We start from the raw sequence: 14,184 nt of genomic DNA on the forward strand, positions 1-14,184 counted from the left end.
TTGAATTTACTAGCTTTTTTAGTACTTTTTAGAGTTCTTTGAAGTTCTTTAGAAGAGTTGGTGGAGGCGAAGGCAAACTCAGAACCATTGAGAAAGAATATAGTGCAGCTAAACAAATCAATGATTATCTAGGTAACCGTGAAGAACAAAAAGCCCTAGAAAATGGTGCAAATGAAGTAAGTGCATTGTTAGCAAACCTTAAAACCAACCCAATGCAACTTCCGCATTTATTGGCAGAGCAAGTACCTCAAGTGTTGTTAGGTGTTGCAACAGGTAGTGTTGGATTAGGTGCAGTCAATGCTGCAGGTGGCGTAGGGCGTGCAAGAAACGATATTGAGCAAGCCTATGAAGACACTTACAAAAACAATCCACAACAGCTTTTACAACTGCCTGAAATTCAAGAGCGAATGGCAAAAGGGATGAGCTTTGCGGATGCGGTCAATGATGCCAAAACAGATGTAACCGACCACTGGAAAAGTCTTGCTGCCGCTGCCGTTATTGGTGCGAGTGAAGCCTTAACGCCAACAGGTAAATTAGGTCAAGGTGTAAATCGTGGTGTATTTAAAACGCTCGGTAAAGAGGCAGGGCAAGAGTTCCTACAAGAAGGTGCAGAGCAGCTTAATAGCAACCTTGCGGTCGGTCAGATTGATGGTAAAACTCAAGCGACGGATAACGTATTGCGTAATGCTACACTCGGTGCAATTGCAGGTTTAGGAATGGGTGTACCAGCAGCAACGGAAGCTTATATTAACGGACGCAATGCTCCACAAGCCGAAGAACCCGTAGTCAACCCTGAATCACCTACACAACCAGAGCAACCAACCACAACCCTAATCAACTCACAAGCCCTAGATGAAGCGTTAAAACCGTATCAAGACAGCGAAGAGTATGCCGAAATGCGTGCGGATTTAGAGCAAGATATTCAAGATGGCGTGATTGAAGAGCGTGCAAAAAGTAATTCGCAATATGGCAAGCTGGCACAGGCATATTTAAACGCAACGGGGCAAGTAACAGCAGAGCCACAAGCGGAAAGTAATACGCAAGAGCAAGCTGAAATTAATGATGGCACAGATCCTGAAATGGAACGTGTCCTTAATTTGCGTGAGCGAATGACGGCTTGGAGAAATGGTAAAAAGCTCGGCAAAATTGGTGACTTGTTGCCAGCAATGATGACCTTTAAAAACGAAGATGCCAAACGTGATTTTGTGGTGCAACAAGCTTTTGGCGAGGTTCAATCAATTGCGAAAAAACACGGCATTGACCCTACTGACGGCAATGCAATGCGTAAATGGTTAGATGACTATGTGGCAAAACGTAAGGAAGTTCAAACAAAAGCAAAACAAACCAGAGAAGAAAGTTATCGTGCGTATGATGATTTTCTATCGAATGAACCCTTAGCAGTAGAACCTGAACAAGCGGTCGAAAATCCGCAGAATGTTACAAATCTTCCTGATAATTTCATTACTCAAGCATCTAATGAAGCCTTTAAGAAATATGAAGGCGAATTAAATGCATTGGTGAGCGATGTTTATGAAGGGAAAATCACAGCAGAGGAATTTGAACAACGTAAAAATGCTTTCATTCACGCAGTGAGTAAAGAAGCTACGGAGAAACTTACGCAGCATCAAGATTTTGTGCCGTATATTAGAGAGAAAGTGCTGGCACACAATAAACTAACCCAAGCCGAAACAGAATTACAACAAACTGCAGAACCACAAAGAGTGGAAGAAAATGCGGAGTTACGCTTTAGCTTAAACGAAAGTAGCGATTCGCCTTTTGCGAAAGCGGTGGATACGGTTGCTCAAGGTGGAAATGTTAGTGGATATGTAAATGTTGGCACAACGCCTAGTGTATTGAAAATGTTAGGCTTACCTGATGTGAAGGTAAGTATTCACAGTTCAACATTTAAAAAAGTAATGGGAGGCAAACATCAAGTTACTCCTGAAACGTTAAAACAACTACCGCAACAAATTAATAATCCGATTGCAGTAATGCGTTCATCAACAGAACCAAATGGATATGTTGTCCTAACAGAATTGATTGAGCGTGAGAATGGCAAAGATAAACCTGTTATTGCTGCATTACATCTTAAACAAGATGCTAATGGTCTTGAGTTACTTAACATTGCAAGCGTGTATGGCAGAAGTAACGCTCAAATTCAGCGTGGTTTAAATAATGACTTACTGTATTGGAATAAAGCAAAAGGGACTAAATTTGTATCAACCTTTGGGCTTCAATTGCCCGCATATGTTGATAATAATTCGTCCCTTTCTGCTCGCAATGTTAAGACTGAAACGGATTTAAGTCAATATCAAAATCCACAATCTGAGCAAAGCATTGAGACTGAATCAGATGAACAACTTACACAAGAAAGCTATTCACGCTCGCCAATTAAATCGGTAGATGCCAACATCAAACGTGGTCGTGAAGCAATGAATAAAGCTATTGCGGAACGTAGAACCGTACACCGTGCGATGTTCAATCATAATTTAGATGGCTGGGTTGATTTTGAGTGGGGCGATGTAGGTACAGTTAAAGCTAACGGTAAAACTAAAGGGGGAATGGGCATTTCTCATATCTTAGAGGCGCGTATGCGTAAAGATGGTATGAGTTATGAGCAAGCTACTCAAATGCTTGTATCTGATGTGGTTGATGTGATTGCTCGCGGGCATACTGTTTTTGAAAAAACAGTTGGAAACAGTCAAAACATTAGAATGGAGCATAATGGTTATCAGGTTACACTCACAAAAAACAAAGGCAATAACGCTTGGATTGTTACTGCCTTTGAATTATTTGAAGGTGCGAATAGAAAGGGTTATGACAAGTCTATCCCTACTGATACCAACCCTACACTCTCCCGTGCTGGTACAGGGGCTTCAAATGCGGCTTCTGATTCAGAACAGTTCGCTAGAAATAATCGTAGCCAACTGAACGATACGCACGCTCACTCACAAAGAGGCAGGGGCGTGGTTGCAGAGAACGGTTTAAATTTAAACAATTCTCAACAGAATGTCAACGTAGAAGAATCTCACGCCCGTGAATTATTACGCCGTGCGTTAGGCGAACACGCAGATAAAATCGAATTCGTGCGTGATGAACAATTCGGAGAAAACGATGCACGTCGTGGGGCAGAGGGCTGGTATCACAACGGCAAACTGTACCTGAATCTTGATGGCATTACCGATGGCAAAATCCTTAGCAAAGACGAACGCCTTGTGTGGGTGGCGTGGCACGAACTTGGTCATCACGGGGTAGAGGTGCAACTTTCTCAAGCCTTGAGAAACCAGTTACACCAAGCACGCAAAAACGTGGTGGTAAACGGCATTGCCAAACGCATTTTTGCTGAACGTCAAGCTGAAGCAAAACGTGAGAACAATCCAAACCTTGCCATTTCGCAAGATGTGGCAACAGAAGAAGCAATTGTGGAACTCTTTGCGGCAATGGAGACGGGCAACTGGGCAGAAATCGAAAACCGCTACCGCGTGCATATTGTTCAAGAGTGGCGACAACCGCAAAGCGATTTAGTCAAACGCCTATCACACGTGGCGAATTTCTTTAAACGCTTAGTGGCAAGAATTACAGGCAGAAACCTTGACACCGTGTCTAACCAAGAGGTGCTAAACCTACTTGCAACGGTAAAACAAGGCATTGCAAAATCTGCAGAAAATACGACCGCTTCAGATGCTCGCTACAGCTTAAGCGAAGAATCTGATTCTGATTTTGCGAAAGCGGTTGATGAAGTCTTTAATTCTTCAGAAACACATTTTGACAATAACCGCTGGATTAAGCTAGGTACAACACCTGAAGCATTGATTCAATCGGGTATTAGTGAAGAACCAATGTATATCAACTTTGCGAAGATTGGCAAAATCAAAAATGATCACCCTGAAATGACGGCTGATTTATTAAAACAGATTCCAAAAGAATTGAATAATCCAGTTGCAGTATTTAAAAATACGAAGGGTAAGGCAAACTCTTATGTGGTTTTAACGGAATTATCAGTTAAAGGAAATGAAAGAGTCATTGCTGCATTACACGCAGATCAAGAAATGAATGGCTTAGTTTTTCATAAATTAGCAAGTGCTTATGGAAAAGACGGTACGCGAGCCTATTTGGAGAATATGATTGAAAAATCCGATGTGCGATTTGTAGATAAGCGAAAAGCAGGTCGTATCAACTCTAGGCTCCAATTGCTTGCAGATGATACGTTAGACCTGCTTTTCAATAAGGCTAGTATAGTGAAAGATGAAAGCAGTGTCAATGCAGATAAAGAAAAAGGTTCGCAATTAGCGAACGTACACTGGCTCCAATTACCACTTAAGCTACGTTCAGATGCGAACCTTTCTGCTAACGATATTAAAACCGAAACTGACCTAAGTCAATATCAATCTGAAAATTCTGAGGTTCGTTTCTCACGCAAAGCCCCAAAACAAGATACTCCATACCAACGTGATTTAATGGTAACGCACAACATCAGTGCGAAAGGCATTATGCACGCGAAGAAAATGGGTGGCTTGCCATTTGCATCGGTTGCGGTGGCAAAACAAAGCAATCCATTAACGGGTTTTGGTGAAGTCACTTTAATAGGCAATCGTGATTACATTGACCCAAAAGGGGCGAATAAAGCGAAAGTGTTTGGTGCGGACATTTACTCACCACGTCATAGCGGATTAGGCATTACTTATCGCATTAACGCAAAAGATGTGAATGCCTTAAATAAACAGTTTGAAGAAAGTGCGAAAGCGATTGGCGACAATAAATTTTCTTACGATTTTTCTTATCAAGGATTGGAAGATAAAGGTGTTGTAAATACGTTGGAAAACTCAACCGCTGTTAAATACCAGTTCTTAAAAGAAAATGGTGTTGCCGTTGAACCTGTTTATGATGCACCTGTTGAGGTTGCAAATAATCAAATGAATTACCCAAGTATTCAGCAAGCCAAAGCACAAGGTATTTCTCGTTCTGCTTTTGTGAACAATGATGAATTACTCACACGTTTTGTGGAAGATCATATTGCAGATTTATCTGAGCGTTTGGAAAAAGCCGAAAAAATGGGAAATTCATTAGTGCGTAATCACGCAAAACGTAATCTTTCTGTGGCACAAAAAATCTTAGAAAGTGGCATTGAAAGCATTCGTCATCATTATCGAATGAAGATTTTAGATTTGAAATATGATGAAGAAACTCAAGCTGCACCACGTTTGAACGCAGGGAAAACGGCGACAAAAATCAATGAACTTGTGGAAGAACGAGCCAGCGATTTTGCAGATTATGTTGATAACATTGCCAGCAGTATTGATGTGGAGGAACGTATTGATGACGGAGAAGCACGCGATGGTACGCGTAAAACCATTCCGCATAATCTTGAAAACGTAGTGAAAAAACTCAAGCAAAACATTCGTGGAGGGGAAAAATTTGGCATTGGGCAAGGCAATGTGAGAGCTAAAGTGACACCTCAATTTGATTCGATTGCAGATATTCAAGACAACAAACATCGTATTGTTTCTGCAGACGAATTTGAAACCGTGCGTAGTGAACTTGAAGCAGAAGCTCAAGCCCTTGGAAATGAATTTAATACATCGGACATTTATGATTTACTTTGGAATGCAGCAGAAGAGGGAATTCCGCAAGCCTTCCATTATGCCGATGTGAAAAACACCGCTCGTAATCGTAAATTGGTGCAGGATTATTTAGATAAATTGGAAGCAATGCCGACAGAATACTTTGAAGGCAAAGCCAAAGATGTCACCCAATTTAGCGATTTTTCTGGTGCAGTCATTCCAAACAACTTGCCAAAAAATGCCTATGATGTGTTGCAACAAGCAGGGTTAAAAATCTATGAGTACGATCCTGATGTAGAAACTTCTCGTGCGGAAATCATTAAGCAAGCCACCAATGAGCTTGATGAGCAAAGCGGTGGGAATATCCTGTTTTCACGCAAAGCACGCACTAACGACCTTGATGCTGATTTTGAAAACGCAACGCCAAAACGCACGGCAAATAGTTTCGAGGAAGCACGAGCAGCAGTGACTGAATTATTGGGCGAGCCTTTGGTTAACCGTGAATCAGGAATGATTGCGACAATTTCTAAGCGTTCGCTAGATAAATTGGTAAGTGGCAAGGCGGCAGATAAATCTAGCAGTCGTGAAGATCATTTAATTGCAGTGGCAAACATCGATCAGTTATTTGAAAATGCGATTGAAGGCTGGGCAGAACCTGCTAAATCTGAAGAAAATACTGCGTTAAAAAGCGTTCACAAAATGTTTGCACCAATTAACATTAACGGGGAAATGAAGCTTGCTAAGTTAACCGTTAAAGAGTTTAACGATAATTCAGGAAACCGTATCTATTCAGTGGAAACATTGGAGGTCGGAAATAAAAATAGCACTATGCCAGAATTGTCGGCTTCCGTTCAGTCTGAACGAACTCTCGACGGGCTTCATAGTGCTACGCTGAACAGTCTAATCCAACGCATTCAGGATTTCAATAGCCGTGATGAAAATTCCGATCCACTTTTCTCACGCAAACTTTCACGCAAAGCACGCACTAACGATCTTGATGTTGATTTTGAAAACGCAACGCCAAAACGCACGGCAAATAGCTTTGCTCAAGTGAAAGAGTTGGCAAAGGCGTTTTTGAATAAAACATTGCACAATGATGAAACAGGGATTGATGCAGTTATCTCAAGAGCAAATCTTGAAAAAATGTTGAGCGGTAAAGCACACTCGAAATCAACCAGTCTTCACGATCATTTATTGGCAGTCGCTAATGTGGATAGCTTATTTAAAAATGCGATTCACGGTTGGGCTGAACCCTATAATAAAAATGATTCTCCTGATGTTGTAGGTGTTCATAAAATGTTTGCACCACTTAACATTGATGGGAATGTGAAACTTGTTAAGCTCACTGTGAAAGAATTGAAACCTGAACAAGGCAATCGAGTTTATTCTGTGGAAACGATTGAGATTGGAAATGAAAAAGCCCCCGTGCCAGAAATGGCGGAATTAGGTTTTGATTCTAACTCACACCGGCTCCACGAGGGCAGTGGCGATTTGTCTTTAACTTGGAAGCCAGAACCTAGTGAAAATACTAAGAACACTTCCCAACAAATCGCTAATGTCCGTAGTTTAATCCAACGCATTCAGGATTTCAATAGCCGTGATGAAAATTCCGAACCGCTTTTCTCACGCAAACAAACCTCAATGGAAATTTTAACTGATGGCAAAGTGAAACACGAAACCTTTTGGGGAACGGTAAAAGCTGGGGAATTCAGCAAAATCTGGAATGAGGTGCAGCGAAAAACGGACTTTGCCTTAACCGATGAAACGCGCCCTGTGTTGGATTGGATCGGCGATTTAGACCTTGCTCAAGTGCAAGCGAATGAATTGAAGTCGGATTTTGAGTTAGCGGATGGTGTTCGTCATTCGTTAAACAGCCAGCTAATGCAACGTTTCTTAAAACCGTTGCATAAAAACATTGTGAACTTGGCGAAAAAACGCAAGAAAGATATTGAGTGGACGAAAAAAGCACTCGGTATTTGGGTATCTGCAAACTATTCGATTCAGAAAAACCAAGAACTATTGGCACGTGATGAGCAAGCAATGATTGAAGCAAAACAAGCCTTTGATGATGCAAAAGCCAACGGTACGAATGCGGAAATCGACAAAGCGGAACGTGCTTACATTCGTGCGGAACGCCAATATCGCTATCGCAAGCACGATGTCGAACTCAATAACTGGGAAGTCGATGAGAAAGGCAAGTTTATCGTCCCGCGTAAAGTGGGCGTGGCAGGTTTCTCCATTCCGCACGCCAAAGCCTTAATGGCAGAGGTGGAAAAACATTTCAGCCAAAAAGAGGTGCAAGAGGCAACTGAACCATTGCGTAAAGCGGTGAAATGGAACATTCACAAAAACCGTGAATTCAACCGTATTACGGAGGAGCAGTTCAAGGAATATATGCGTAACTTGGATTATGTGCCGCTCACAGGCGACCCTGATTCGTTATTGAAAGATGACGATGACTTTATTGGTGGAGCAAGCTCAAAAGGGGTAAACACTTCACGCGATAAAAATATGAAAGGACGTGTCAATTCCGAAGCCGAAGATGCGATTGATGCGGTATATCGAATGTTAGACAAAACGGTGGCAAATGCCGCGTGGCAGCCGTTTAAAAATGGCATTGATACCGTCTATGAGCAGAAACTGGCAGAAGCGAAAGCACAGGGTATGACGGAAGAGCAAGCGAAGGAACACGTTGCTGACACGGTGGGTATTCGTCGCCAAGTAATGCAAGGCACAACCCGCACCAACGATGAGGTGTTAATTCGTAAGTTTGGTAATGTTTACTATGAATACCGCTTGCCTGAAGATGTGATTAAAGCGATTAAGGGCGGACAGCGTAATGTCGATGAGTTTCAAATATGGCAGCATAAACTTTCCCCCATGCGTTATGTTCGTAAACTCACGGGGCTTAACGCACAAGGTGTAACGCAATTTAAATTGCCGTTTGCCCCGAAAAATATGATTCGTGATATTTGGGAAAAATCGGCTCTGATTACTACACGCGATATTTACGATGCCAACGGCAAGCCGTTAAGCCAAAAAGCGAAAAATCGAATTGGTAACCGCACTTTCTCTGCCCTTGCCAACCCTGCAGAGATGGCACGGGTATTGCGTGCGACCAGCCGTTTAGCAAAAGGCGATACGGAAAACTTAGACGTAAGCAACGAATATCAGCGTGATTTAAAAGAGTTGATTGAGTTAGGTGGGGTATCAAACTACAGCACTTACTTGGCACGCACCGATAAAGATTTGGTGGAAGAGATTAAAAAACTCGATAAGCCTCATCATCGAGCGGTTGAAGGTGCATTGCATTTGGTTGCAGTTTGGAATGGCACGTTTGATTATGCTTCTTCCCTTGCCGCTTATCGTGCTTTGAAAGAAGCAGGTGTCGATAAGAAACAAGCGGCTGATATTACACTCAATCTGACCAATTTCCGCAAGCAAGGTTGGGCAGCGAAACACTTTAAGCCGTTGTATATGTTCCTCAACCCAACGCTACAAGGTGGTAAGAACTTGGTGCAGATGATGAAAACTCGTCGTGGTCAAGTCTATCTTGCCAGCCGAACCGTAATGGCAATGGCAGTATGGTCGTTCCTGATGGCGTTAGATGATGAGGACGATGAGGCCGGTAAACGTATGTTGGCAAATGGCGATTTATCGCGTGAAATTTTAATCCCAACGGGAGAGAAAGATAAATATATCCGAATCCCTGTGGGCTACGGTGCACCGCAAATGGCGAATAACATTGCAACCAACCTCGTGCAGCTGATGAATAATCAAATCAGCGTGGGCGATGCGGTGGCAAATATCATCACGCATAATGTAAAAAGCGTGCTGCCGATTGCACCGTCGGAGATTCCAGCCTCGAAAGAACCATTAGCGAAACTCTTTGATACGCTCAGTCCAACGATGGTTAAAGCACAACTGCAATGGGTAATGAACCGTTCTGCGTTTGGTGGTATTCTTCGTCCAACAACCGTGCAGCGTGAGAAATTACTTTCACAACAATCTTTCCAAGATACTGCAGAATTCTGGAAAGAGACAGCAGAAATGATGTATGAACAATTCGGTGTAGATATGCACCCCGAATTCTACAAACACATTTTTGACTCGTATCGTGGAATGATGGGGTCGTTGGGCGATTATGTCAGTGCCAGCATTGAAAATCCGAACCGTGCCTTGCAGGGTAAATCGGAGGTCGTGCCAATCCTTAACGATTACTACGGGGTAAAAGGCGAAAACCGTATCGCAAGCTTATTCTATGAGTACAAAGGCGAAGCCGAGAAATTAGCGGCGGAGTACAAATACTACGAATCAAAGGGCAGACTTGCCGAGTGGAAAACGCCAGAGAAAATGCAGATCGTGAATTGGAACAACAAAGTCAATGATGAGATGAAGAAGGTTACGCAGGCCAGAAGCAATCTCAAAAAAGACGAAGAGAAGATGAGCGAAGAGATGAAAGCCTCTCGTCTGCAAAACATCAACACCATCAACGACCGCATTCAACGTGAAGCGGTTTACGCGTGGCGTAAGCGTGAAGGGTTGGCAACGGCAAATCCTCGATAACGGAATAAAGCCCGACTGGCGATGGTCGGGTTTTGTCAATCATTTGCTTGAAGTCTATGTGATATTCGGTAAAATGTGCCGATATTAAGGAGCAAGATATGGCAATAGCACTGACTAAAGCAAGTAGCATTCAAGATCGGATTGGTAATGCTCGTTTTATGAAGTCCATCAATGCTTTTTATCTGAAAGCATTACATAAAGATTTAGATGGTCTAGAACAAGTAGAACCCGATCTTGCTTATGCCCTAAGAGGGGTGTTACTTGCATATCAAAACGACCTTGACTCTATCTCATATTGGGAAAAAGCAATTGAGCTTAATCCAAGTGCGGAACATTATTACAATTTTGGGATGTCTTATCTCATATTAGGACAACCTCGTCACGCCTTAGAAATGTTTAGAAAAACACTTGAGTTGGGTGAAAATAATCTTGGATTATTGGAATTATTGAAAACACCATTTTCTAATTTTTATGCTTATAAAGAATGTGAAAAAATCGTTTATTTGTTAAATAAAATGAAGAAAACGGAAGAGTCTTTTCCAGAAAAAAATATATTGGTATCATTCTTCCAAAATAATACTGAGATAATGTTGAAGTTTGGGGAGGGCGTGTCAGAGATTATTTCTCGTTATATTCCTCATCGATTTATTTATCTCACTGAAGAAAGTCAGATTGAAGAACGACGCTATTCCCGATACATCGTGAAGTGCTTTGACGACTCAGACGTTCAAAACGTGGTGGATTGCAATCAGGCTTTAGCAGATTTCATTACTGATTTTGAAGAAGAACATCAACTCAATTTAGGTAATCTATTTATTTGTTGTGAGGCTTCAGAATGATTGTACCCGAAACTCTATTGGCAAGAGCTGAATATCTCGCACAGCAAGACACAGAAATAGAATGGCGAGATTGTATTAAACATTCTTATTATTATCTGTATCATTTAGTGAAAGCCTATATTGAGGAAAATTATGCTGATGGTAATGTTCAACGAGAAAATATGGGAGAGCATCAATATCTTATTGAACAATTACGTAGTATGGATTCTAAATTAGCAAAAACACTTGCGAGAGAAATGCAGATGCTAAAAGATAAACGGGTGTTGTGTTGTTATTTTCTGAATGATGATGTGAGCAAGATGCAAGCCCACCAACAGGTTGTCGCAGCAAAAAAAGCCAGTGAGCGATTAAGCAATTTATAAATAAAAACCGACCGCTTGTAGCGAAAGTTACAAGCGGTTTTTTATACCCAAAATTTGCAAGGAGGGCTATGGCAAATCAATTTAAGCCCGTGATTGAAAAGCTACGGGACGAATCAGATAAAGAGACTAACAAGGAGCTGCTTTATCAGGAATACAAAAAATACACGCCACAACAACTCACGCCCTTGCGTGATGAGTTTGTGAAAGAGTTGATACATCAGTTTTTGGAATACAAAGAGAAAACGGATTATCTTTATTTACATCATTTTAATGAGGTTTAACGATGTCAGAGGGAGTACTTGCGGCCGCAGGCACGATTGCGGCAGGGGCGGCTATTTTATATGGCACAGGTGCATTTGAGAAAGATGATGATGCTTGTAAAGGTGTTCAGGAAAATCTAAAAGCGGCCCTCGAAAAAGCACAATCAAGCAATAAATTAACCGATGCCAGTGCAGCGGCAAGAGCGGCGGCAATGGCAGAATATGCTTGTAAGTATTACAGTGCGGTGAAAGTTAATGCACGGAATAATATGATTATCGCCCTGATTCAACAAGCAGCCAGTTTCTACTTTGCAGATAAGCAGCACGATGTCGCCAAACAAGCACAGAATCGTTTTGATGAAATCTGGGGCAACCAAAAAGATAAGTCGGATAAGTTTTTCAATCATTGGTACGACAATTCTCGCCCAATTGAATTGCGAATGTTAAATGAAGCGTCAGAACGTGAAAAGCGTGGCTATCAGGTGGATTATGAAACCGCAAAAGATCGTGCTATTGCGACCGCAAGAAGCGAATTTTCCCGTGCCAGAGATAAAGTGCAGCGTGAGAGCCGTATTCATTGCGTGGGTGCAACACGCACCGCCTTACGCCAACTGCAAGTAGCAGAAGCAAAAGCGGTCGTTTTAGCCACGAATTCTGCAATTCGCTTTGAAGAAGAACGTAAACATCAACGTGAAAGTCAATACCGTGAGGAAATGTACAAATGGAATAGTATGTTTCAAGGGCGTATTGCAGACAGCCTTAATTCACTTCGCACCGCTCAACAAGCGGCAGCAGCGGCAAGTTCCATCAACCCGTATGAAGGCTGGTCGCAATCGGTGGCAGGTTTATCCAACATTGGCGGTCATCTTGGCACAATGAATATGGCAGGTTTCGGAGCATTAACTTCTGGAATGATACCAGCCTTTGCGAATAATTTGTGGACGTAATACAACAAAAAATAAGGAGCAACAATGCGACCAATACATATCAACAAAACTGTGGCAAAGACCACTTTTCAAATAGACAACTGCAGTAATGCAACACAAGCAGCCATTGAGATTACCCGCGTGGGTGGCAATCAAACGATTGTGTATCCAGCCCTAGAAATCACGGCGGATACGGTTACTTTTATGTGGGACGATGCACTATACAACTCACGATCAGGACGTTATCAAGGCATTATCCGCATTGAGGGTTGCAAACCTTTCTGCGTGCCATTACATCTTGGTTGTAAATGCAATATGGGCAGCAGTGAAAACGGCTATTTTACTTCTTCAGAATGTTTGGGGTGCTAAATGAAATATCAATTTTTAAACGGCTTTAGTACAAGCCTAACCGAAAAACTTAACGCAACCGACGGCTTACTGCCTATCACGGAAGCACGTGCCTTAGCAGAAAAGCTGGGGGAAAATCACACTTACTTGGTCATCAACGACGGCACAGGAGCAGAAATTGTCAAAGCCTATGCTTTTGGTACACAAGTCAAAATCGAACGAGCCAAAGACGGCACAACGGCAAAAACATTCCCAGCAGGCTCGTGCGTAAAATGGGAATTTACTCAATCGGGGTTTAATGATTTGGGGTGTCCAACGGCAGAAAATAGTGAGGATTGTGGGTGTAAAGGTTAAATAGAAAAGTGAATAAATATGAGTGGTTAAAAAATGAGAGGTAAATAAAGAAGAGGTTGAGCAATTTAATATGCTCAACCTTATATAGGTAAGTTAATCATATTGAATAGTATGTGGTAAAGTATGTGGTTAAATTTTACAGATTGAAAAAGTATTATAAATCAATTAGTTATCTGTTCTATTTGAATACGGTACACGCCTCCATTTTTTAAACTCATTAAGTATCATAAAAGTACAAACTATATAAGTCAATAATGATCTAACCCCCAAAAGTTAGACCTTTATTTAAAGGACTGCTTTCGATATTGTATCGGACTCAGTCCTTTTAATTTTAATTGGAGTCGTTCTTCATTATAGTACCGGACATAATCATTGATAACCTTTTCAAGACATACTTTGAGAAATCCTATTTTTCGCTAATAGGCGTTGATAGCTCGGCATTTGATAATGGATTCTTTGGTCTGAATGTAATATTAAATTCGCATTTCTCGGCAATTTTTCCACCGCTTGTAACAGCATCTCTTGTACTAACATGCCATTTGGGCAGCGACTTAATCCATAAGCAATCAGTTCATTATTAAAGCAATCTAAAATTGGGGAAAAATAGCTCTTTTCGTCTTTCACGCTAAATTCGGTAATATCGGTCAACCACTTCTCATTCGGTTTACTCGCACTAAAATCCCGTTGTAACAGGTTCGGTGCAATTTTGCCTTGTTCACCTTTATATGAACGATATTTACCCTGTTTCTTCGTGCGAACTTGTAAACCCATTTCTTGAATCAAGCGTTGTACGCTCTTATGGTTTAGCCCAACGAGCTTCGCACTGACTCGCCGATAGCCATAATTAGGCTCTGCCTGCTTAATATCACGAATTCGGGCTTTTAGTGTGCTATCTTTTGGGTTTAGGGTAGAGCCCATTTATACCGTTTTTCCGAAAGGCTTTCAACCATTGACTAATGGTTCCACTA

At 41.7% G+C, this 14,184-nt stretch carries 9 protein-coding genes; 7 read left to right on the forward strand and 2 right to left on the reverse strand.

Features of this window, described 5'->3' with window-relative positions; all coding sequences use genetic code 11:
- Positions 1 to 38: 38 nt before the first annotated feature.
- The 7 genes from QMF79_RS08125 (at position 39) to QMF79_RS08155 (ending at position 13,216) form a co-directional block, all read left to right on the forward strand.
- Positions 39 to 10,127, forward strand: a complete 10,089-nt coding sequence (locus QMF79_RS08125) for an LPD38 domain-containing protein (RefSeq protein ID WP_281773448.1) — start codon at positions 39 to 41, stop codon at positions 10,125 to 10,127.
- Between the two features lie 98 nt (positions 10,128 to 10,225).
- Positions 10,226 to 10,966, forward strand: a complete 741-nt coding sequence (locus tag QMF79_RS08130) for a tetratricopeptide repeat protein (protein ID WP_281773449.1) — start codon at positions 10,226 to 10,228, stop codon at positions 10,964 to 10,966.
- Positions 10,963 to 11,328, forward strand: a complete 366-nt coding sequence (locus QMF79_RS08135) for a hypothetical protein (RefSeq protein WP_281773450.1) — start codon at positions 10,963 to 10,965, stop codon at positions 11,326 to 11,328. Before QMF79_RS08130 ends, QMF79_RS08135 begins: the two co-directional genes overlap by 4 nt.
- A gap of 68 nt (positions 11,329 to 11,396) precedes the next feature.
- Positions 11,397 to 11,609, forward strand: coding sequence for a hypothetical protein (locus QMF79_RS08140; protein ID WP_281773451.1), 213 nt, complete (start codon positions 11,397 to 11,399; stop codon positions 11,607 to 11,609).
- A 2-nt stretch (positions 11,610 to 11,611) separates the two neighbouring features.
- Positions 11,612 to 12,535: a hypothetical protein gene (locus QMF79_RS08145; RefSeq protein WP_281773452.1), complete on the forward strand. Its 924-nt coding sequence runs from the start codon at positions 11,612 to 11,614 to the stop codon at positions 12,533 to 12,535.
- Positions 12,536 to 12,559: 24 nt separating this feature from the next.
- A complete protein-coding gene (locus QMF79_RS08150) occupies positions 12,560 to 12,883 on the forward strand; it encodes a hypothetical protein (RefSeq protein WP_281773453.1) in 324 nt (107 codons plus the stop codon).
- A complete protein-coding gene (locus QMF79_RS08155; RefSeq protein WP_281773454.1) occupies positions 12,884 to 13,216 on the forward strand; it encodes a hypothetical protein in 333 nt (110 codons plus the stop codon). It abuts the gene before it with no gap.
- A gap of 281 nt (positions 13,217 to 13,497) precedes the next feature.
- Here the strand turns inward: QMF79_RS08155 and QMF79_RS10430 are convergent, their stop codons facing one another.
- Both QMF79_RS10430 and QMF79_RS08160 read right to left on the reverse strand, forming a co-directional pair.
- Positions 13,498 to 13,626, reverse strand: coding sequence for an IS3 family transposase (locus QMF79_RS10430; RefSeq protein WP_425591891.1), 129 nt, complete (start codon positions 13,624 to 13,626; stop codon positions 13,498 to 13,500).
- Positions 13,601 to 14,134, reverse strand: coding sequence for an IS3 family transposase (locus tag QMF79_RS08160; RefSeq protein WP_425591890.1), 534 nt, complete (start codon positions 14,132 to 14,134; stop codon positions 13,601 to 13,603). The genes QMF79_RS10430 and QMF79_RS08160 overlap by 26 nt, the downstream gene beginning before the upstream one ends.
- Positions 14,135 to 14,184 lie beyond the last annotated feature (50 nt).

Source organism: Pseudohaemophilus parahaemolyticus (assembly GCF_938021905.1).
Classification (GTDB): Bacteria; Pseudomonadota; Gammaproteobacteria; order Enterobacterales; family Pasteurellaceae; genus Haemophilus_A; species Haemophilus_A parahaemolyticus_B.